The organism is Gammaproteobacteria bacterium, from assembly GCA_036383255.1.
GTDB lineage: Bacteria > Pseudomonadota > Gammaproteobacteria > Natronospirales > REEB76 > DASUBN01.
In genome coordinates this window covers 66,480-85,648 of the sequence record DASVOS010000004.1, presented here as the reverse complement: position 1 = coordinate 85,648, position 19,169 = coordinate 66,480, and the positions used below count along the sequence as shown (strand labels likewise).

23 protein-coding genes are annotated in these 19,169 nt (G+C 67.5%); 8 read left to right on the top strand and 15 right to left on the bottom strand.

Annotation, left to right across the window (positions count from 1 at the left end):
• The first annotated feature begins 142 nt into the window (after window positions 1–142).
• Complete coding sequence (locus tag VF651_01415) at window positions 143–760, top strand: hypothetical protein (GenBank protein HEX7964348.1); 618 nt, start codon at window positions 143–145, stop codon at window positions 758–760.
• On the opposite strand, the gene VF651_01410 is transcribed toward VF651_01415, so the two are convergent.
• The 11 genes from VF651_01410 to VF651_01360 form a co-directional block, all read right to left on the bottom strand.
• Complete coding sequence (locus VF651_01410) at window positions 757–1,551, bottom strand: FkbM family methyltransferase (GenBank protein ID HEX7964347.1); 795 nt, start codon at window positions 1,549–1,551, stop codon at window positions 757–759. The two genes, VF651_01415 and VF651_01410, sit on opposite strands and share 4 nt — an antisense overlap.
• 189 nt (window positions 1,552–1,740) lie before the next feature.
• The gene (locus VF651_01405; GenBank protein ID HEX7964346.1) at window positions 1,741–3,033 is read right to left on the bottom strand and encodes a citrate synthase; all 1,293 of its coding nucleotides are present in this window, start codon (window positions 3,031–3,033) and stop codon (window positions 1,741–1,743) included.
• A gap of 201 nt (window positions 3,034–3,234) precedes the next feature.
• Window positions 3,235–3,906 carry a PDZ domain-containing protein gene (locus VF651_01400; protein ID HEX7964345.1) on the bottom strand — a complete coding sequence of 224 codons (672 nt, stop codon included), beginning with the start codon at window positions 3,904–3,906 and terminating at the stop codon, window positions 3,235–3,237.
• On the bottom strand, window positions 3,903–4,544 hold the full coding sequence (locus VF651_01395; protein HEX7964344.1) for a thioredoxin domain-containing protein: 642 nt from the start codon (window positions 4,542–4,544) through the stop codon (window positions 3,903–3,905). Before VF651_01395 ends, VF651_01400 begins: the two co-directional genes overlap by 4 nt.
• Window positions 4,545–4,563: 19 nt before the next feature.
• Window positions 4,564–4,842, bottom strand: a complete 279-nt coding sequence (locus VF651_01390; GenBank protein ID HEX7964343.1) for a hypothetical protein — start codon at window positions 4,840–4,842, stop codon at window positions 4,564–4,566.
• A 169-nt stretch (window positions 4,843–5,011) separates the two neighbouring features.
• Window positions 5,012–5,227: a 50S ribosomal protein L31 gene (gene rpmE / locus VF651_01385; protein ID HEX7964342.1), complete on the bottom strand. Its 216-nt coding sequence runs from the start codon at window positions 5,225–5,227 to the stop codon at window positions 5,012–5,014.
• A gap of 439 nt (window positions 5,228–5,666) precedes the next feature.
• Window positions 5,667–5,921: a Rho-binding antiterminator gene (locus VF651_01380; protein ID HEX7964341.1), complete on the bottom strand. Its 255-nt coding sequence runs from the start codon at window positions 5,919–5,921 to the stop codon at window positions 5,667–5,669.
• 34 nt (window positions 5,922–5,955) lie between these two features.
• Window positions 5,956–7,125 (bottom strand): radical SAM family heme chaperone HemW, encoded by a 1,170-nt coding sequence (gene hemW, locus VF651_01375; GenBank protein HEX7964340.1) that lies wholly within the window; start codon window positions 7,123–7,125, stop codon window positions 5,956–5,958.
• A gap of 6 nt (window positions 7,126–7,131) precedes the next feature.
• Complete coding sequence (rdgB, locus tag VF651_01370; GenBank protein ID HEX7964339.1) at window positions 7,132–7,728, bottom strand: RdgB/HAM1 family non-canonical purine NTP pyrophosphatase; 597 nt, start codon at window positions 7,726–7,728, stop codon at window positions 7,132–7,134.
• Window positions 7,728–8,441, bottom strand: coding sequence for a ribonuclease PH (gene rph, locus VF651_01365; protein HEX7964338.1), 714 nt, complete (start codon window positions 8,439–8,441; stop codon window positions 7,728–7,730). Before rph ends, rdgB begins: the two co-directional genes overlap by 1 nt.
• A 73-nt stretch (window positions 8,442–8,514) precedes the next feature.
• Complete coding sequence (locus tag VF651_01360) at window positions 8,515–9,255, bottom strand: PP2C family serine/threonine-protein phosphatase (GenBank protein HEX7964337.1); 741 nt, start codon at window positions 9,253–9,255, stop codon at window positions 8,515–8,517.
• 109 nt (window positions 9,256–9,364) lie between these two features.
• Here VF651_01360 and VF651_01355 point away from each other — a divergent pair, with 109 nt between their 5' ends.
• The 5 genes from VF651_01355 to VF651_01335 all read left to right on the top strand — a co-directional run bounded on the left by VF651_01355 (window position 9,365) and on the right by VF651_01335 (window position 13,697).
• Entirely contained in the window at window positions 9,365–10,231 is an 867-nt protein-coding gene (locus VF651_01355; protein ID HEX7964336.1) for a YicC/YloC family endoribonuclease, read from the top strand.
• Window positions 10,228–10,545: a hypothetical protein gene (locus tag VF651_01350; protein ID HEX7964335.1), complete on the top strand. Its 318-nt coding sequence runs from the start codon at window positions 10,228–10,230 to the stop codon at window positions 10,543–10,545. The genes VF651_01355 and VF651_01350 overlap by 4 nt, the downstream gene beginning before the upstream one ends.
• The gene (gene gmk, locus VF651_01345; GenBank protein ID HEX7964334.1) at window positions 10,542–11,165 is read left to right on the top strand and encodes a guanylate kinase; all 624 of its coding nucleotides are present in this window, start codon (window positions 10,542–10,544) and stop codon (window positions 11,163–11,165) included. Before VF651_01350 ends, gmk begins: the two co-directional genes overlap by 4 nt.
• A 77-nt stretch (window positions 11,166–11,242) precedes the next feature.
• Complete coding sequence (gene rpoZ / locus VF651_01340) at window positions 11,243–11,512, top strand: DNA-directed RNA polymerase subunit omega (protein ID HEX7964333.1); 270 nt, start codon at window positions 11,243–11,245, stop codon at window positions 11,510–11,512.
• Between the two features lie 22 nt (window positions 11,513–11,534).
• Complete coding sequence (locus VF651_01335) at window positions 11,535–13,697, top strand: bifunctional (p)ppGpp synthetase/guanosine-3',5'-bis(diphosphate) 3'-pyrophosphohydrolase (GenBank protein ID HEX7964332.1); 2,163 nt, start codon at window positions 11,535–11,537, stop codon at window positions 13,695–13,697.
• 206 nt (window positions 13,698–13,903) lie between these two features.
• On the opposite strand, the gene VF651_01330 is transcribed toward VF651_01335, so the two are convergent.
• The 3 genes from VF651_01330 to VF651_01320 form a co-directional block, all read right to left on the bottom strand.
• Entirely contained in the window at window positions 13,904–14,452 is a 549-nt protein-coding gene (locus VF651_01330) for a hypothetical protein (protein ID HEX7964331.1), read from the bottom strand.
• A gap of 147 nt (window positions 14,453–14,599) precedes the next feature.
• On the bottom strand, window positions 14,600–15,121 hold the full coding sequence (locus VF651_01325) for a hypothetical protein (protein HEX7964330.1): 522 nt from the start codon (window positions 15,119–15,121) through the stop codon (window positions 14,600–14,602).
• 120 nt (window positions 15,122–15,241) lie between these two features.
• Window positions 15,242–15,823, bottom strand: coding sequence for a hypothetical protein (locus VF651_01320; GenBank protein ID HEX7964329.1), 582 nt, complete (start codon window positions 15,821–15,823; stop codon window positions 15,242–15,244).
• A gap of 166 nt (window positions 15,824–15,989) precedes the next feature.
• On the opposite strand from VF651_01320, the gene VF651_01315 reads away from it, so the two are divergent.
• Complete coding sequence (locus VF651_01315; protein HEX7964328.1) at window positions 15,990–16,373, top strand: RidA family protein; 384 nt, start codon at window positions 15,990–15,992, stop codon at window positions 16,371–16,373.
• A 3-nt stretch (window positions 16,374–16,376) separates the two neighbouring features.
• Here VF651_01315 and VF651_01310 read toward each other — a convergent pair whose 3' ends face one another.
• Complete coding sequence (locus VF651_01310) at window positions 16,377–16,919, bottom strand: hypothetical protein (protein ID HEX7964327.1); 543 nt, start codon at window positions 16,917–16,919, stop codon at window positions 16,377–16,379.
• 144 nt (window positions 16,920–17,063) lie between these two features.
• On the opposite strand from VF651_01310, the gene recG reads away from it, so the two are divergent.
• Entirely contained in the window at window positions 17,064–19,160 is a 2,097-nt protein-coding gene (gene recG, locus VF651_01305; GenBank protein HEX7964326.1) for an ATP-dependent DNA helicase RecG, read from the top strand.
• Window positions 19,161–19,169: the final 9 nt, after the last annotated feature.

Below are 19,169 nucleotides of genomic sequence, written 5' to 3'. Positions count from 1 at the left end.
GGCACAGGTCCGGACTCGCTGTCGCCGGGCATCCTGCCCGGCCGTTTCTTCCGCTGATTCGTCGTCTATTGGTCGAGCCGGCTACATGGAATAGTCATCCGGCTGTGCTATCTTCAAAGCATATTCACTACGCGCAGTGCCCATGACCCGACGCGTATCGCCGCACATGGATGACCTGCGGCGGCTGCTCACGCAGGAAGCGGCCCGCATCATGGCCGAAGAGGGCGTGCGGGATTTCCTGTTCGCCAAGCGCAAGGCCGCCGAGCGTCTCGGCTTCGACCCGCGCAGCCTGCACCTGCCCACCAACATGGAAGTGGAGGAGGCCCTGGCCGAGCACCAGCGGCTGTTCCACTCCGATTCCCAACCCAGCCACCTGCGCCACCTGCGCGAGACCGCGCGCAACGCGCTCAAGCTGTTTGCGCCGTTCAACGCCCGCCTGGTGGGGCCGGTGCTCTCGGGCACCGCCGGTGAGCACGCCATCGTGTACCTGCATGTCTTCAGCGACATGGCCGAGGACGTGGCGATCTTCCTCATGGAGAAGGGCATCCCCTATGAGAGCTCGGCGCGCAAGCTCAAGTCCGGCACAGGCGTGCAGTACGAGTACCCGGTGTACAAGTTCGTCGCCGGCGAGGTGCCGATCGAGGTGACGGTGTTCGAAGTGGATGGCATCCGCGAGGCGCCCTTGAGCCCCGTGGACGGCCGCCCCATGAAGCGTGGCTCCCTCAAGGACGTGGAGCTCCTGCTCGCGGTTCCGGGCTAGGCTCTTTTCTTCTTCCTGACCGGGTTCCTGCCCGCGGACTTCTTGGCAGCGGCCTTCTTTTGCGGCGCAGGCACGCGTCGCATCACGCAATCCAGCTCGATGAGGGCGAGCGTGTCCCGGTCGCGGCTGACCGGGTAGAGGCCGGACATGACGAATCCGGCCTTCGTGTAGGTTCCGAGCGCCTCCAGGTAATCCGGCATGCCCTCGTAGATGGCCTGGATGGAGAGCTCCGTCTGCATGCCCAGCACCTTGGGTACCGTGGTCTTGGCGCCGGCGAACACCTGCAGGTCGAAGCCCTGGGTGTCGAGCTTGAGGAAGAGCTTCGGCGCATCGAGTCCGGCCACCGCTTCCGGCAGCATCTCGTCCAGGGTGCGGATGCGCACCTTCTCGCTGCGTTGTACCGGCATCGCGTCCGGATACTTGCGGCGGGAGAACTCGTTGGGATCCAGGAACGAGGCGAACACCGTGGAATGGGTGACGTGGATCTCCTGCTCGCCGGCTCTCGCGCCCAGTGCACAGTTGAAGAGGCGCCAGTGCGGGTCGCCGGCGGCGCGCGCCTTGAGCTGGGCGAAAGTGGCCTTCACCGGTTCGAACGAGACGATGCGACCCCGGTAGCCGGCCTTGCGCAGCATGGCGCCGTACTGGCCCTGGTTCGCGCCCACGTCAAGCACGCAGTCCACACCGAGCTTGGCGAAGAGCTGCGTGAGGTGCGAGTCAAGGGTCGGCTGGTCCTTGCGGATGTGCAAGAGCTCCCAGCCGAACAGGCGTGCGGATTCCTTGTGCAGTTTCATCTGGTCCACCCCATGAAGCGGGAGACGGCTACATTGGCCGCTTCCTCAGACACCACAAAAGCTGCTGCGCTCGGTATGACTGCGTTGCGCTTCTGCTCGCCTTGCTCATGGACTCGGTGTCCACTCCGCCGGCTCGCCTCGCGCCTTGTCCTGCCTTCGCTCGCTACGCTTCTGAGGCGGTTTCGATTCTTACTTGCGCTTGGCGAGCTCCACGTATTCCCGCTTGGTGGGGCCCGTGTAGAGCTGGCGCGGACGGCCGATCTTCATGTGCGGGTCGGCGATCATCTCCTGCCAGTGCGCCACCCAGCCCACGGTGCGGGCGATGGCGAACATCACCGTGAACATGTTCACCGGGATGCCGAGCGCCTTGTAGATGATGCCGGAGTAGAAGTCCACGTTCGGGTACAGCTTCTTCTCGATGAAGTAGCTGTCCTTAAGTGCGACCTCCTCCAGGCGCATGGCGAGCTCCAGCAGCGGGTCGTCGGCACGGCCGAGCTTCTCCAGCACCTTGTGGCAGGTGGCGCGGATGATCTTGGCGCGCGGGTCGTAGTTCTTGTAGACGCGGTGGCCGAAGCCCATCAGGCGGAAGCCGGAGTTCTTGTCCTTGGCCTTGGCGATCGCGGCGTCGATGTTCTTGACGTCCTTGATCTCCTTGAGCATGTCCAGCACCGCCTCGTTGGCGCCGCCGTGGGCCGGGCCCCACAGGGTGGCGATGCCGGCGGCGATGGCCGCGTAGGGGTTGGTGCCGGAGCTGCCCGCCAGGCGCACCGTGGAGGTGCTGGCGTTCTGCTCGTGGTCGGCGTGCAGGATGAACAAGAGGTCCAGCGCCTCGGCGGCCACCGGGTCCACCTCGTACTGCTCCGCCGGCACCGAGAACAGCATGTTCAGGAAGTTCGAGCAGTAATCCCGGTCGTTCTTCGGGTACACGAACGGCTGGCCGATGCCGTGCTTGTACACCGCCGCCGCCAGCGTCGGCATCTTGGCGATGATGCGGTGCGCGAACACGTCGCGGTGGCGCGGGTTGTGGATGTCCGTCGAGGTCGGATAGAACGCCGACAGCGAGCCCACCACGCCGGTCATCATCGCCATCGGGTGCGCGTCGTAGTGGAAGCCGTTGAAGAAGCGCAGCACCGCCTCGTGCACCAGCGAGTGGTGCTGGATCGAATGGTTGAACTTGTCGAGCTGCGCCTGGGTGGGGAGCTCTCCGTACAGGATGAGGTAGCAGATCTCGAGGAAGCTGCTCTTCTCGGCCAGCTGCTCGATGGGGTAGCCGCGGTAGAGCAGCACGCCCTGGTCGCCGTCGATGTAGGTGATCTTGCTCTCGCAGCTCGCGGTGGTCATGAAGCCGGGGTCGAAGGTGAAGGCTCCCTGGTCCTTGTAGAGCGCGCTGATGTCGAGTGTGCCGGGGCCTAAGGTGCCCTCCTTGAGCGGCATGTCCGTGCTCTTGCCCTCGGGGCTGGTCAGCTTGTAGGTCTTGGTCATGACCGTGGTCTCCTGGAAAGGCGCGCTCTCGGGGCCCATGCCGCGGCAGGGGCGTTGTTCTTAGGGGCGTTCAGCCGGATATCCCAAGGCCCGGACCGGGCTTCTGAGGATGTCGGACAGGGCTCAGGACCCGCCGGCGGCCCATTATATGCCTGAACCCGGAGCCCGGTTCCGGGACGGTGAGGGGCGGGAGACGGGCCTTCAGGGCCGGAAATCGTAGAGCAGGTGCTCTTCCCGGCCCATGCGCCGGACCGTGAGGTCCAGGTGCTCGAGCTTCCCGAGTCCGCCGTAGAGGGCATATACATCATCGGTGCTCTTCAGGGTCTTGCCGTTCACCTGCTGCAGCACGTCGCCGACCCGAAGACCCGCCTTCTCGTAAGCGCTGCCGCGCTTGATGCTGGCGATGAAGAGGCCGCCGTCCTTCTGCAGCAGCCAGCGCGCCTCGCTGAGCGCCTTAGGTGAGCCCAGGAACGACTGCAACGTGCCGCGTGAGACGATGAAGTGGGTGTCGCTGACGTAGCTGATGCCCGGCATGGGGTCGAGGAACGCGTCCGCGTGGGCAGGCATCGCCCGAACCACGCGCGGGGCACCGCCCCCGGCCGCGGCGCCGTGCTCGCCGAGTCCCGCCAACATGAGCGCGCGCCGCGTTCCGTCTCCCTCGAGCCAGACCTGGTTCGCCTCGATGCCTGCGAGCGTGAGGCCCGATGCAACCCGGTCACCCACGCGGAAGCCGCGGTCGCGGCCTGCGTCCACGCGGATGAGCGCGAGGCTGTCGGCGCCATCCAGGATCACGCCGCTGAGGGTAAGGTCCGGCGCGGGCGCGCCCAAGACCGCCATCGGCAGGAGCAGCACGAGCAGGAGCACGTGCTTCATGGCGCGGCCGCTGCCTGCAGTATTCCCGCCAGGGCCTTGGCGTCCCGCGCGCCCATGTAGCGTTTGCCGTTCACGAACCAGGTGGGGGTGCCGATGAGGTGCAACTCCGCCACCCCGGCGGCTTCCTGCCGGATGAGCGTGCGGTACTTGCCCGAACTCAGGCAGGCGCCGAAGCGCGGGACGTCGAGGCCGAGTTCCCCTGCGAGCCTGGAGTAGAGCGTGGCGCCGAGTTCTTTCTGGTTCACGAACAGCGCATCCGCATAGTCCCAGAATCGTCCCTGTTCGCCGGCGCACTCGGCCGCCTCGGCGGCAGGGTTCGCCTCCGGGTGTCCCGCGTTCAGGGTGTCGTGGCGGTACACCCAGCGCACGCCGCCGGCGCCCTCGCGCAGCTCCTGGTGCAGGGTGGCGCAGTAGGGGCACTGGAAGTCCGAGTATTCGACCAGGGTCACGCGGGCATCGGCGGGACCGCGCAGGTGCTCGCCGGCCTGCACCGGTGGCAGCACCGCCATGGCCTCGTGCCAGCGCTGCACCCAGCGCGGCAGGTAGATGCGGTAGGCGAACAGAAGGTTGGTGAGGACGCTCACCGCCAGCAATGCAAGCAGCCAGCGCGTCGCACGCGCGGCAGGAGGACGGGTCATGGGAGCGCCGCCTTTGGGATCAGCAGACGGTCTTATAGTCCGTGCAGCCGGCCGCCGCGCCATCGTTGTAGGTGGCATAGCAGTAGCCGTTGCAGCCGTAGGGCGTGTTCGACGGGCAGCAGTAGCCGTTGGAGTTGCAGTCACCGGCTGGGCAGCCGTTGCCGCCGCCGCCGCTACCGGAACTGCCGCCGCCGCCGTAGTCGCTGCCGGAGGAGACGCAGGCCGCCACGAACAGGACCGCCACGAGCGTGGCCAGCAAGAGGGGCGGGACAGTCTTGAACAGGTTCCCCTGGGACATCGCTCTCACCCCTTTATGGTTATCGAGGTTCCCAAAAACACGGTCAGAAAGTGTCAAATCAAGTATATGCCCCGGCCGAGGCAATACAAGCCCGGGGCCGGAAGGCCCTGGAATGGAGGGGGTGGGGGAATCCGGGCCACCCGAACAGGGGCGGCCCGGAAGGGGATGCTTAGGCCGTCTTGCCGCCGCGGGCGTACTTCTTGCGGAACTTGTCCACACGGCCGGCGGTGTCCACGATCTTCTGCTTGCCCGTGAAGAACGGGTGGCAGCTGGAGCAGACTTCCACGGCCAGGTCGTGGCCGAGAGTGGAGCGGGTCACGAAAGTGTTGCCGCAGCTGCAGGTCACGGTGATGTCTTTGTAGTCAGGATGGGTGGCGGCTTTCATTTCGGAACCTCTGGGACGGATATGTCAGGGCTTTTTGGGCCCTCAAAAGGGCGCGCATCATAGCGCGCGCGGTCTTGATGGGCAAGGCTGAGGATATGGGGTCCATGCAGGTCCCAGGCAAGGCCTGGAGTTAGGCGCGCTACATAAGCGGGAGTCTCAGCAGATGGTCTTAAGTGCTTGCTGTGGATGCTGAAACTGCGCTTGTCCACATTTCTTGTGGATAACTCTGTGGATGGATTCCGACCACCCGTATCGCCCCCCGGAAAATCGCGTGAAATTCGTTTTTCGGCCAAAACCTAGCCAATTGGGAAGGCAATAAGAAACAATGACTTATGTATCGCATTATGGAAAGTGTCGTAAAACCTACATGCAGGTTCCACGCTTGCGTTCCACGGAAAGCAAGTGTGCATAACTGCTTGTTGCAGCGCCTAAAACCTTCTCAGGTGTTTGCCTGAGTCGCCCGCACATGGGCCGCGCTGATGCGGTCCAGTCGCACCTTGAACTGCTCGCCGGCGCCGTTGCGGACCACCAGGAATTCCTCGCCGTTGCGGGTTTCCAGGTCCTGGGGCAGCAAGGTCTCCAGGTGATCGAGCCCATCCTGGCCGCGCCAGCAGAGGGTGAGGGGTGTGCGGTGCATGATGGCCAGCTCGTACTCACTGTGCAGGTCGCAGGAGATGGGCTGGTAATCCGTCATGCTTGGATCCTCGACGCTAAGACCTCATTTCAGTCTAGGCTCTAACCTTACGGCTTGCATCCGCCGGCAGGAATAATGACTGCAGGTCATTGAGGTAATTCTGCCCGCGGGACGTCACCCTCCAGCCCTCCGGCACCGCCTCCAGCAGGCCGAGGTCCACGGCGCGGTCCAGGCCCGGCTGGATGCGCTCCAGCTGCAGGCCGGTGGCGGATTCGAACTCAGCGGCGCTGAAGGGCGCGGTGAGGCGCAGCCGGTTCAGCATGAACTCGAAGGCGAGGTCTCCTTCCGAGAGCTGCGAGACGCCCCCCAGGGACTTGGGCGTGCCGGCGCTGTCGAGGTAGGCATCCGGGTGCTTCAGCTTCCACAACCGCGTCACAGTGCCTGCATCATCCGTGAGCTTGCCGTGGGCTCCGGCACCGATGCCGAGGTAATCACCGAAGCGCCAGTAGTTGAGGTTGTGGCGCGCCTGGCGGCCTGCCTGCGCGTAGGCGGAGACCTCGTACTGGCTGTAGCCGTGCGCAGCCAGCAGTTCCTGGCAGCGCTGCTGCATGCTCCAGATCGTCTCCTCGTCCGGCAGCACCGGGGGATGCGCGTGGAACAGGGTGTTGGGCTCGAGGGTGAGCTGGTAATGGGATATGTGGGCCGGCATGAGCGCCATGGCCTGCCTGATGTCCGCCTCCGCCTCCTCCAGGGTCTGGCGCGGCAGCCCGTACATGAGGTCCAGGTTGAAGTTGTGCAGGCCCGCGGCGTGGGCTTCCTCCACCGCGCGCCCTGCCTCCTCGCTGGAGTGGATGCGCCCCAGCACTTCCAGCTTCTTCGGGTCGAAGCTCTGCACGCCGATGGAGAGGCGCGTGACCCCGGCCTCCCGGTAAGCGGCGAAGCGCCCATGTTCCACGGTGCCCGGGTTCGCCTCCAGCGTCACCTCCACATCCGTCGCCACCGGCATGCGTGCGCGCACGCCCGCGAGGAAACGGCCGATGTTCTCGGCGCTGAAGAGGCTGGGCGTGCCGCCGCCGAAGAACATGGTCTGCACCTCGCGCCCGCCGGTGCGCGGCAGGTCCTGGTCCAGGTCCTTCAGCAGCGCATCCACGTAGGTGCTCTCCGGCAGTGCGCCTTTGAGCCCATGGGAGTTGAAGTCACAGTAAGGGCATTTCTTCACGCACCAGGGCAGGTGCACGTAGAGAGAAAGCGGCGGCAGGGCCATGGGTTTCTAGTGGCGCGCCCGGAAATGGGCGGCGAGCCGGGCCAGGGCCTGGCCCCGGTGGCTGAGCTGGTTCTTCACTTCCGGCGGCAGCTCAGCCGAGGAACAACCCTTCTCCGGCACCCAGAACACAGGGTCGTAGCCGAAGCCGTTCGTGCCCTTGGGTGCACGCAGGATGGAGCCCTCCCATACGCCTTCGGTCACCAGCGGCGCCGGGTCGGCGGCGTGCTTCAGGTACACGATCACGCAGCGGAAGCGCGCGGCGCGGCCGAAGTCAGGCACGTCCTGCATCGCATGGAGGAGCTTCTCCAGGTTGGCCTGGTCGCCGGCTCCGGCGCCGGCGTAGCGCGCCGAGTAGATGCCGGGCGCGCCGGCCAGCGCGTCCACCTCCAGCCCCGAGTCGTCGGCGATGGCCGGGAGCTGGGTGCGGGCCGCGGCGTTGCGCGCCTTGAGGATAGCGTTCTCGATGAAGGTTAAACCGGTCTCCTCCGCCTCCGGCACGCCGAGCGCGCTCTGGGGCACGATCTCCATGTCGAGCCCGCTCAACATCGCGTTGAGTTCTTTCGCCTTTCCGGCGTTGCTGGTGGCGAGGACGACCCTGCGCATTACTGCGCCAGCGCCTCGCGCTGCTTCTTGAGCAGTTCGGCGATGCCCTGTTCCGCGAGCTTGAGCAGCGAGTCCAGCTCGTGGCGGTGGAAGGCGTGGCCCTCGGCGGTGCCCTGCACTTCCACGAAGGCGCCGGCGTCGTTCATCACCACGTTCATGTCAGTCTCGGCCTGGGAGTCTTCGGTGTACTCGAGGTCGAGCACCGGCTGGCCCGCTACGATGCCCACCGACACCGCCGCCACCGCGCCGTGCACGGGATCCTTCTTCAACAGGCCGCGCTTGCGCAGGTTCGCGACCGCGTCCTTCAGTGCCACGTAGGCGCCGGTGATGGCGGCGGTGCGGGTGCCGCCGTCCGCCTGCAGCACGTCGCAGTCCAGGGTCAGGGTGCGCTCACCCAGCGCTTCCATGTCCATCACCGACCGCAAGGCCCGCCCTATCAGCCGCTGGATCTCCAGGGTGCGGCCGCCCTGCTTGCCGCGGGCTGCCTCGCGGTCCGAGCGGGTGTGGGTGGCGCGGGGCAGCATGCCGTACTCCGCCGTGACCCAGCCCTTGCCCTGGCCCTTGAGGAAGCCCGGCACCCGCTCCTCCACGCTGGCGGTGCACACCACCTTGGTGTCGCCGAAGCACACCAGCACCGACCCCTCGGCATGGCGGGTGTAGTGGCGGGTGAGGGCGATGGGACGCAGTTCGTGCGCGGCGCGGCCGGTGCGCATGGGGATCACCAGGGTCAGGACAGGTCAGGGATTATAAAGGCGTGGCCTCGAACGCGGCGCGACAGGTCGTAAATCAGTCCATCCAGCGCAGGGCGACCGCGGTCACGTTGTCGCTGCTTGGCGCGGCGGCTTCCTCGGCTTCCCGCGCCAGCACGTCCAGTATGTCCTGCAGTTCCAGGTGCGAGTTGAGTTCCTTCGCGACGTGGTCCTCCTGGAGCGGCGCCCAGAAGCCGTCGGAGCAGAGCAGCATCACGTCACCGGCCATGAGCGCGCGCGGTTCGGTGATGGTGATCTGGGGTATCTCGGGGTCGCCGCCCAGGCACTGCTCCACGAAGTTGCGCATGGGGTGGGTATGCACGTCAGCGTCCTTGAGCAGGCCCTGCTGCACCAGCAGTTCCACCGCGCTGTGGTCGCGGGTGCGGATCAGGACCTTCTGGTCGCGCACGAGGTAGATGCGGCTGTCGCCCACGTGGGCCCAGGTGGCGGTGTTGTCCGCCACCACGCACACGGTGATGGTGGTGCGGGGCCTGAGCTCCGGCGCCAGCGAGGCGCCCAGCATCACCACCGCCTCGTGGGCCTCGACGATGCTCTCGCGCAGGAAGTCGCCGGCGTCGCGGATGCCGCCGCGCAGGCGCTTGAAGCTGCGCACCAGCGCGTCGATGGCGGCCTCCGCCGCCACGTCGCCGCCGATGTGGCCGCCCATGCCATCCGCCACGGTCAGCAGGATGCGGGTGTCCGTCACCACGATGGACGCCCGGTCCTGGTTATCGTTGCGGTTGCCCTGGCGGCTGACCTGGGCTGTCTCGACGTTCACTGCGCTGTCCCCTGATGTCCGGCCCCTGCGACCGGCGCTTTGGGCGTGCCTGCCGTTTAGCTTACCATTGCAAACCCCCGGACATTCCCGGCCGGAACTCAGGAACGACATGGCTCGCAGCATGACCGGTTTTGCGCGCCGCGAGGCGCGCGGCGACTTCGGCGTCCTCATCTGGGAGGTGCGCAGCGTCAATCACCGCTACCTGGACATGGGTCTGAAGCTCCCGGAGGAGCTGCGCGCGCTCGAGAGCGAGTGCCGCGAGCGTATCGCCGCCCGGGTCAAGCGGGGCAAGCTGGACGGGCAGCTCAGGTTCGAGCCGGCCGGCGGCGGCCGCGCGTCGCTGCAGGTGGACGAGGCGCGGGCGCGGGCCGTGGGCAACGCCTTGGCCCAGGTGGCGGGGCTGGTCGGCGCCGCGGCGCCGGTGAACCCGGCCGAGGTGCTGCGCTGGCCCGGCGTGGTCCAGGAGCCGCCGCTGGACGTGGACACGGTGGCCCAGGCGGCGCTCAAGCTCCTGGACGAAACCCTGGCTGACCTGCTCGCCGCCCGCGGCCGCGAGGGCGAGCGCACCGCGGCGATGCTGCGTGAGCGCGCCGCCGAGATCGCGCGCATCGTGGGCGAGCTCAAGAAGAAGCAGGGCGCCATGCTGGACGCGCTGCGCGACAAGCTGCGCGCCCGCGTCGAGGAGCTGAAGGGCACGGTGGACCCGCAGCGCCTGGAGCAGGAGCTCGTGATGGTGGCGCAGCGCCTGGACGTGGCCGAGGAGCTGGACCGGCTCGGCAGCCACCTCAAGGAGTTCTCGGACACGCTCAAGAGCGGCGACGCCGTGGGCCGGCGCCTGGACTTCCTGATGCAGGAGTTCAACCGCGAGGCGAACACGCTGGGCTCCAAGTCCCAGGACGCGGCCATCACCCAGCAGGTGGTGGATCTCAAGGTGCTCATAGAACAGATGCGGGAACAGGTGCAGAACCTCGAATGATGCGCCGTCTCCCCACGTCTGCGCTGTCCCTGCCGGTCGCCGTGCTGCTGGCCGCCGCCAGTTCCTGCGCTTCGCCTCCCGTCATGCAGCCCGGCATGCAGGCGGGTTACTCCGTGGACTGCTCCGGCGCGGACCAGGCCTGGGAGGACTGCTACAAGAAGGCTCAGCGCAGCTGCGCTCATGGCTACGACGTCTTATCCCAATCGTCCCAGCAGGTGAACGGCATGGGCCGCGACACCCAACAGCCCTATGGCGGCAACCGGACCTACCGCACCCTGATGGTGGCCTGCCGCGAACCGGAAGAGGGCACGTGAGCGCCGCCAAGCGCGGCCACCTGTACCTGGTCACGGCGCCCTCCGGCGCCGGCAAGACCAGCCTGGTGCGCGCGCTCCTGAAGGACCACCCGAACATCCGGTTCTCCATCTCCTACACCACCCGTCCGCGGCGGCCCACCGAGACCCACAGCCACGACTACCACTTCGTGGACAAGGCCGAGTTCGAGCGCATGGCGGCGGCCGGGGAGTTCCTGGAGCACGCCCGGGTCTTCGACAACTACTACGGCACCTCCCGCAAGGCGGTGGAAGCGGAGCTCGCCGCCGGCCGTGACGTGCTGCTGGAGATCGACTGGCAGGGGGCGGCCCAGGTGCGCAAGCTCATGCCCGAGGCGGTCTCGGTGTTCATCCTGCCCCCCAGCCGGGCCGAGCTGGAGCGGCGCCTGCGCTCCCGCGGCACCGACGACGACGCGGTCATCGCCCGGCGCCTCAAGGACGCGGTGGGGGACATGTCCCACTGGCATGAGTTCGACTACGTGGTGGTGAACGACGATTTCGACCATGCCCTGGCGGAGCTTTCCGGCATCGCCAGCGGCCGGGGCCAGGCCGCCCGGGCTGACCGGCCGGGCCTGAAGCCCATCCTGGACACGCTCCTGGGCTGACGCGGGGTTCCAATAACCCTACCCCTCCGGTAGACTATTAGACCCTGTTTTTCCAAGCCTTTTTGCCGGAGTTCCAGATGGCGCGTGTCACTGTCGAAGATTGCCTGGGCAACGTGGACAACCTGTTCCAGCTGGTGCTGGTCGCGACCAAGCGCTCGCGTCAGCTCGCCCGCGGCGTGGAGCCGACCGTGCCCTGGGAGAACGACAAGCCCACCGTGGTGGCGCTGCGCGAGATCGCGGCCGGCAACGTCGGCCCGGCGATCCTGGACGAGGTCGAGGTCATCCCCGAGGAAGAGCCGGTGGAGCAGCAGCCCGTCGTGATGATGGACGCGGAGGACCCGCTCTAACGAAGAGCGTGTCCCGCAACATATGAGCCAGGTCGCTTCTTCCATCTTCGAAAGGGTCCTTGGGAAGCGGGCGACCGGCATCGACGAGCTGCTCGTCAAGCTCCGCACCTACCTCCCCGAGTCCCAGGTGGAGGAGGTCAACCAGGCCTACCTGTTCGGCGCCGACGCCCACGAGGGCCAGCGCCGTCTCTCCGGTGAGGCCTACATCACCCATCCTGTCGCCGTCGCGCAGATCCTCGCGGAGCTGCGCATGGACTATCGCACCCTCGAGGCGGCGCTGCTGCACGACGTCATCGAGGACACGCCCACCCTCAAGGAGGAGCTGCTCACCCGCTTCGGGCCCGAGGTGGCCCAGCTCGTGGACGGCGTGTCGAAGCTCACCCAGATCAAGTTCAAGAGCCGCGCCGAGGCGCAGGCCGAGAACTTCCGCAAGATGGTCCTCGCCATGGTCGAGGACATCCGCGTCATCATGGTCAAGCTCGCCGACCGGCTGCACAACATGCGCACGCTGGACGCCATGCCCGCGCCCAAGCGCCGCCGCATCGCCGCCGAGACGCTCGAGATCTACGCCCCCATCGCCCACCGCCTCGGCATGAGCGACATGCGCATGGAGCTGGAGGACCTCGGCTTCCACGCACTGCACCCGATGCGCTACAAGGTGCTGGCCCGCCACCTCAAGCGTTCGCGCACCCACCAGAAGGAGATGGTGGCGAAGATCAGCAAGAGCCTGACCCAGGCGCTGCAGCGCGAGGGCATCGCCGCCGACGTGGAAGGCCGCGAGAAGCACCTCTACAGCGTGTACCGCAAGATGCGCGCCAAGCGCCTGCCGCTCACCGAGGTGCTGGACGTGCACGCGTTCCGCATCGTGGTGCCGCGCATCGACGACTGCTACCGCGTGCTCGGCGTGGTGCATAACCTGTTCAAGCCGGTGCCGGGCAAGTTCAAGGACTACATCGCCATCCCCAAGGCCAACGGCTACCAGTCGCTGCACACGGTGCTGATCGGCCCGGCCGGCGTGCCGCTGGAGGTGCAGATCCGTACAGAGGACATGCACAAGGTGTCCCAGTCCGGCATCGCCGCCCACTGGCAGTACAAGACCGGCGAGGGCGGCGCCACCGCCCCCGAGGTGCGCGCCCGCGAATGGCTGAAGGGCGTGATGGAGATGCAGCAGGGTACGGGCAACTCGCTCGAGTTCCTCGAGAACGTCAAGGTGGACCTGTTCCCGGACGAGGTCTACGTGTTCACGCCGCAGGGCGACATCCGCCGCCTGCCGCGCGGCTCCAGCGCCGTGGACTTCGCCTACGCCGTGCATACCGACGTGGGCAACGCCTGCGTGGCCGCCAAGATCGACCGCCGGCTGGTGCCCCTGCGCACCCAGCTCGAGAACGGCCAGACGATCGAGGTCATCACCGCACCGAACGGCCGCCCCAACCCGGCCTGGCTCAACTTCGTGGTCACGGCCAAGGCGCGCGCCAACGTGCGCCACTACCTCAAGAACCTCAAGCGTGACGAAGCGGTGGAGCTCGGCAAGCGCATGCTGGAGCGTGCTCTCGCTGCGCTCTCGCTCAAGCTCGGCCGCATCCCGGACGAGCAGCTGGCGGCGGTGGTGAAGGAGTTCAAGCTGGAGGACGCGGACGAGCTGTACGAGTCCATCGGCCTCGGCCACCACCTGGCGCCGCTGGTGGCGCGTCGCCTGATGCCGGCCCGCGGCGAGGACGAGGCGCCGGCCGCCAAGGCCAGCGCGCCGCTCCTGATCCGCGGCACCGAGGGCCTGGTGGTGACGTTCGCCCGCTGTTGCCATCCCATCCCCGGCGACCGCATCGTCGGCGTGCTCACCGCCGGCCGCGGCATCGTGGTGCATCGCGACCAGTGCGGCAACCTCGCCGAGTACAAGAACCAGCCGGAGAAGCTGATCGAGGTGCAGTGGGAGAAGAAGCTCAAGCGCGACTTCCCCGTGGAGGTGCGGGCAGAGGTGGCGAACCAGCGCGGCGTGCTCGCCACCATGGCCGCCGCCATCGCGGACCTCGGTTCCAACATCGAGCATGTGAACCAGCAGCAGCGCGAGGACCTGACCTCGGTACTCACCTTCGTCATCGGCGTGCGGGACCGCACCCACCTGGCACGCATCCTGCGCAGGCTGCGCGGTTTACCGCAAGTAATGCGCATATCGCGCAGCAAGGCTTAGCTCTAGTTCTTACCCATCCCTGGTGTGCCTTCCAGCCATGCCATCCATGGCATGTCGTTCGCGGCTTCGCCGCTCACCCGCAAGTCATGCGCATATCGCGCAGCAAGGCTTAGAGCCGGTCACCGAGCCGTCCCTGGCGTCGTTTCCAGCTCCGCCGTCCATGGTGGGCCGCGCGTCGCATGCGGCGCGCGCATGTGCCTAGCCTCTCACCAACTGACTGGCTGAGCGCCCGGTGCCGGCGCCTTGGTAGAGGCCGGAGGCACGCGGGTTGCCGCGGCCGGCGAGGCTTGCAGCCTTGCACCTTCGTCGGTCGGCGCGTCCGGGACCCGCGCCAGCAGCGCACGCAGCGCGGCGCCCTGCACCGGCATGTGCAGCTGGTGATTCGGCTGGGCCGCGACGAAGTAATCGAGCGGATTGCCTCCGCCCGGCACGCCATATGTCCCGATCATGATCGTTGTCTGGGTGGCCTCGCGACGTTGCGTGAAATCGCGGTTGGTGGCGCAGTCCAGATACTCACGGGCCTCACCCAGCGACTTGTTGATGCGGCACACCACGTAGTTCGCGTGGGCGGCGTCGCTGGAGAAAGGCGCATGCAGGGCGACCTTGATGGCCTGCAGTGTCTCCATGATCTTGCGCTCGCCGGTCACTGACACCGTGCCGAGCTGGAGCGTCGGCGGGGGCTCCGTGGCGGGTTCGTCCGCCAGGGCAGCGAGGGACAGGCAGCATGAAGCTAACAAGAGGAGGGTGCGGGACATGGCTCTGCTCCAAGGTGAGGGAGCAGGGTGCTCCCAATCGGGATAACCCGCACCGGCCCGGCTGCATTCCCGGGAGTGGGGACTGGCGTAAAGAAGGCGCATCCCGCCGGGGGGTAGGACGGCGGGATGCGCCTGTCGTCGGCGTCGTCAGCCGCCCGACGACTCAACCACGGTCGCGTCGTCCGGGATGGAAGCCAGCAGCGACTGCAGCGCGGCGCCATTCACCGGCACGTGGAGGCGGTTGTTCGGCTGGTTGGCCACCAGCGAGTCGAAATCCGCCTGGGTCATGCCGTCTTCGCCACCGCCCTGTGGGATGCCGAGCTTGCGGCTGATCATTCCCACGGTGGTGGCTTGGCGGCGTCCGGCATAGGCCGCGTTGGTGGCGCAGTCCAGGTACTCCTTGCGGCTGTCGGTGTCGGTGACGACGCTGCACACCACCGTCTCGGCCTTCTCCGGATCGTTGGAGAGCGGTTCGTGCAGCGCCTTCTTGATCGCCACCAGGGTGGCCACGATCTTCTCTTTGCCAGTGATCGGCAGCTTGCCTAAGTAGAGCGTCATCACGTCGCCGTCGGCGGCGTCGGCGGGCTCATCGGCCAGCGCCGGCAGGGTGAAGGACAGCGCCAGCAGCGCGCTGCCGAGCAGGGTCAGGGTCTTGATCTTGGTACTCATGGTCGTCCTCCGGTTTTGATGGTGCGCTCGGCGTGGAGCGCGTGTACGGCTTTGCTTTTCCGTATATCCGGTTTAGCAGGCCCCGGGCACGGCAGGCATGGCAGATTTGTGAATCATTTCTTAGCCACGCCCCGCTCGATACCGGTCGGTGGGCCCACCCGTGGCACCGGACGGCGCCGTCACGGTGCCCGCCGCCGGCACCGTGTGGACGTCTTCACCGGGCTCCACCACGCGGGCGTCGTCCGGCACCTGCGCCAGGAGCGCCTGCAGTGCGCCGCCCTGCACCGGCACGTGCAGCGCGTGGTTCGGCTGGGTCGCTATCATGGCGGCGAACATCTGCTGGACTCCGTGGTCGGGGATGCCGTACGTCCCCACCAGCACCGCTACCTGCGTCGCCCCACGGCGTCTGCTGTAGTTCTTGTTGGTGGCGCAGTCCAGGTACTCATGCTGCTCGCCCAGGCCCTTGTTGATGCGGCAGACCACGTCGTCGGCGTGGGCCGGGTCGTCGGAGTAGGGCGTGTGCAGTGCGAGCTTGATGGCGCGCAGCGCGTTCACGATCTTCTGCTGCCCGACGATGGTGATGTTGCCGAGGTAGAGCGTGGCCTCGTCCTTGTTGGGCTCGTCGGCGTGAGCCGGCAGCTGGCAGGCAAGGGCCAGCAGCGTGGCGGCGGCCTTGAGGTGGAACGGGCTCTTGCGGTGCATGGTCGTCCCCGGATGTGGTTGTTCTCATACTGGGTTTAGCAGCGGAGACCTGAGCCGGGGCTGGCCGATTTCTGAATCATTTCTTAGCCGGCCTCCGGGGCGGCCCGCCGGGCGGCCTGCGCTAATATGTGTGCCTGCCGCATCCACCTTCCAAGAGGTCCGTCCCATGGCCCGCACCAGCGTGTTCACCGACCAGGCTCCCCGCGCCATCGGCCCGTACTCCCAGGCGGTCCGCGCCGGCAACACGGTGTACCTCTCGGGGCAGATCCCGCTGGACCCCAGGACCGGTGAGCTCGTGAGCGGCGACATCAAGCAGGAGACACGCCGGGTGTTCGAGAACCTGAAGGCAGTCGCCTCGACCGCGGGCGACGGGCTCAAGGACGTGGTCCGTGTCACCATCTTCCTTACCGACCTCGGGCACTTCCCCCAGGTGAACGAAGTCATGGCCGAATACTTCCAGGAGCCCTATCCGGCCCGTGCCACCATCGGCGTCGCAGCGCTGCCGCGCGGCGCGCGGGTGGAGATCGACGCGGTGATGGTGGTGGCCTGACCGTCAAAGACCGCGGGTCGCCGCAGCGGGCGCTGCAGCGGGCACGGTGGAGGCGGGCGGAGCCACCGTCACGCTTTCCAGCATCTTCCTGAAGTCATGGGGATTCACCTGCACGTGCAGCCGGTCTCCCGGCTGGTTCGCCACCAGCGTGTGGATGATGACGTTGAAGTCCTGTGGTTTGTCGCAGGTCTGGGAGCTGCAGGCCGCCGCCAAGCGCGAGGTCTGGGTGTTGGTGCGCCGCTGGCCGTTGGTGGCATTGGTGGCGCAATCTAGATAGGTGCGTGGATTCGCCAGCTCCTTCACGAAGCGGCATACGAGGTCGTCCCGGTGCTTGGCGTCGGTGGAGTCGGGCGCCTTCAGCGCCTGCTTGATGGTGGCGAGCACCTGGGCCACCTGGATCTTCCCGCTCACGTGGACGGAACCGAGATCCAAGGTCTGGGGCACCTCGGCGGTGGAGGCGGGTGGAGCCTGTTCGGCCGCGTGGGAGGTCGCCAGCGCGAAGACGGCCATGAGGCAGAACGCGGTCAGTCTGTTCCCGAGGTGCATGGGTGTCCCCTCCATCTTTGTGGTTTTACGCCGCCACCGCCGTTTAACATGGTGCCGGCTGCCTTTGGGTATAGCCCACCAGCAGCGGCCGAAGCCGGAGCGAGCCTTGAAAATTCCTGAATCATTTTTGATGGGCATGGGCCGGTGATCGTGCGGCCCGGGGCCGTGGGAGCCGGCGCACCGGTCACGCGCCTGCGCGGCGTCGGCCCGCAGGTGGCCGAGCGCCTGGAGAAGCTCGGCATCCGGGAGGTCGGCGACCTGCTGTTCCACCTGCCCCTGCGCTACGAGGACCGCAGCCGCATCACCCCCATCGGCGCCCTGCGTCCCGGCCTGCATGCGAGCGTGGAAGGCACGGTGGAACTCACCGAGACCGCCTACCGCGGCCGGCGCGTGCTGCTCAGCCGCATCGCCGACGGCACCGGCGCGCTCACGCTGCGCTTCTTCCACTTCAACGCAGCGCAGATGGCGATGCTGGCGCGCGGCGCCAGGCTGCGCTGTTACGGCGAGGTGCGTCCCGGCAAGGCCACGCTGGAGATGGTGCATCCCGAGTACAAGCTGCTCGGCGCGGAGGACTTGAAGCCACGCGAGCCTGCGCTCACGCCCATCTACCCCGCCACCGAGGGCGTGCAGCAGATGAAGCTGCGCGCGCTCACGGACCAGGCCCTGCGGCTGCTGGACCATTCCGCCACGCCGCTGCCCGAGCTCCTGCCCGCCGAACTGCTGGGCCCGGACATGCCGGCCCTGGCGGAGGCGCTGCGCTACGTGCACCGCCCGCCCACCGATGCGCCGCTGGCGGAGCTCATGGAGGTCAGTCATCCGGCGCAGCAGCGCCTCGCGTTCGAGGAGCTGCTGGCCCATCACCTCAGCCTGCGCCGCCTGCGCCTCGCGGAGGACGAGAGCCGCGCCGTGCCGTTCGCGGGTGAAGGGCGTCTCGCTGAGCGCTTCCGCGCCGCGCTGCCGTTCAGGCTCACGCACGCGCAGGAACGGGTGGCGGCGGAGATCCTGCGGGACCTGCGCCGACCCCATCCCATGATGCGGCTGGTGCAGGGCGACGTGGGCTGCGGCAAGACCGTGGTGGCGGCGCTCGCGGCGCTCGCCTGCATCGAGGCAGGCAAGCAGGCGGCGCTGATGGCGCCCACGGAACTCCTGGCGGAGCAGCACTTCCGTAACTTCTCGAACTGGCTGATGTCGCTTGGCATCGAGCCGGTGTGGCTCTCGGGCCGCAGCAAGCCGGCGGAGCGCGAGGCGGCCATGGCGCGCCTCAAGGACGGCAGCGCCCAGCTCGCCATCGGCACCCATGCGCTGTTCCAGGAGGAGGTGCGCTTCAGGCATCTCGCGCTCGTCATCATCGACGAGCAGCACCGCTTCGGCGTGCACCAGCGCCTCGCGCTGCGCGAGAAGGGCGGCGGCGAGGGCCTGCATCCCCACCAGCTCATCATGACCGCGACGCCGATCCCGCGCACCCTCGCCATGACCGCCTACGCGGACTTGGATGTCTCCGCCATCGACGAGCTGCCGCCGAACCGCAAGCCGGTGAAGACCGTGGCGCTCGCGGAGTCCAAGCGCGCCGAGGTGGTGGCGCGGGTGGAGCAGGTCTGCCGCGAGGGCCGCCAGGTGTACTGGGTATGCCCGCTCATCGAGGAATCGGAGCTCCTGCAGGCCCAGGCGGCGGAGGACACGGCGAAGGCGCTGGCCGCCGCGCTGCCCGCGCTCAAGGTGGGCCTGCTGCACGGCCGCCAGAAGCCCAAGCTGCGGGATGCGATCATGGACCGCTTCAAGGACGGCACTCTGCACCTGCTGGTGGCCACCACCGTGGTGGAGGTGGGCGTGGACGTGCCGAACGCGAGCCTCATGATCATCGAGAACGCCGAGCGTCTCGGCCTCTCCCAGCTACACCAGCTGCGCGGCCGGGTCGGGCGCGGCGCGGCGGAGTCGAGCTGCGTGCTGCTATACAAGCCGCCGCTCGGCTCCATGGCTCGCGCGCGCCTCGACACCATGCGCGCCACCAACGACGGCTTCGAGATCGCGCGCAAGGACCTGGAGCTGCGCGGTCCCGGCGAGCTGCTCGGCACGCGCCAGGCGGGCGAGGTGAACCTGCGCATCGCGGACCTCTTGCGGGACGCGCCGCTCATCCCCAAGGTGCAGCAGGCGGCGGCGCTGCTGCTCGAGAAGTATCCTGAGCGGGTGAATCTCATCGTGAGGAGATGGCTGGGCGAGACCGAGCGCTACGGCCACGCCTGAGCGGCTACA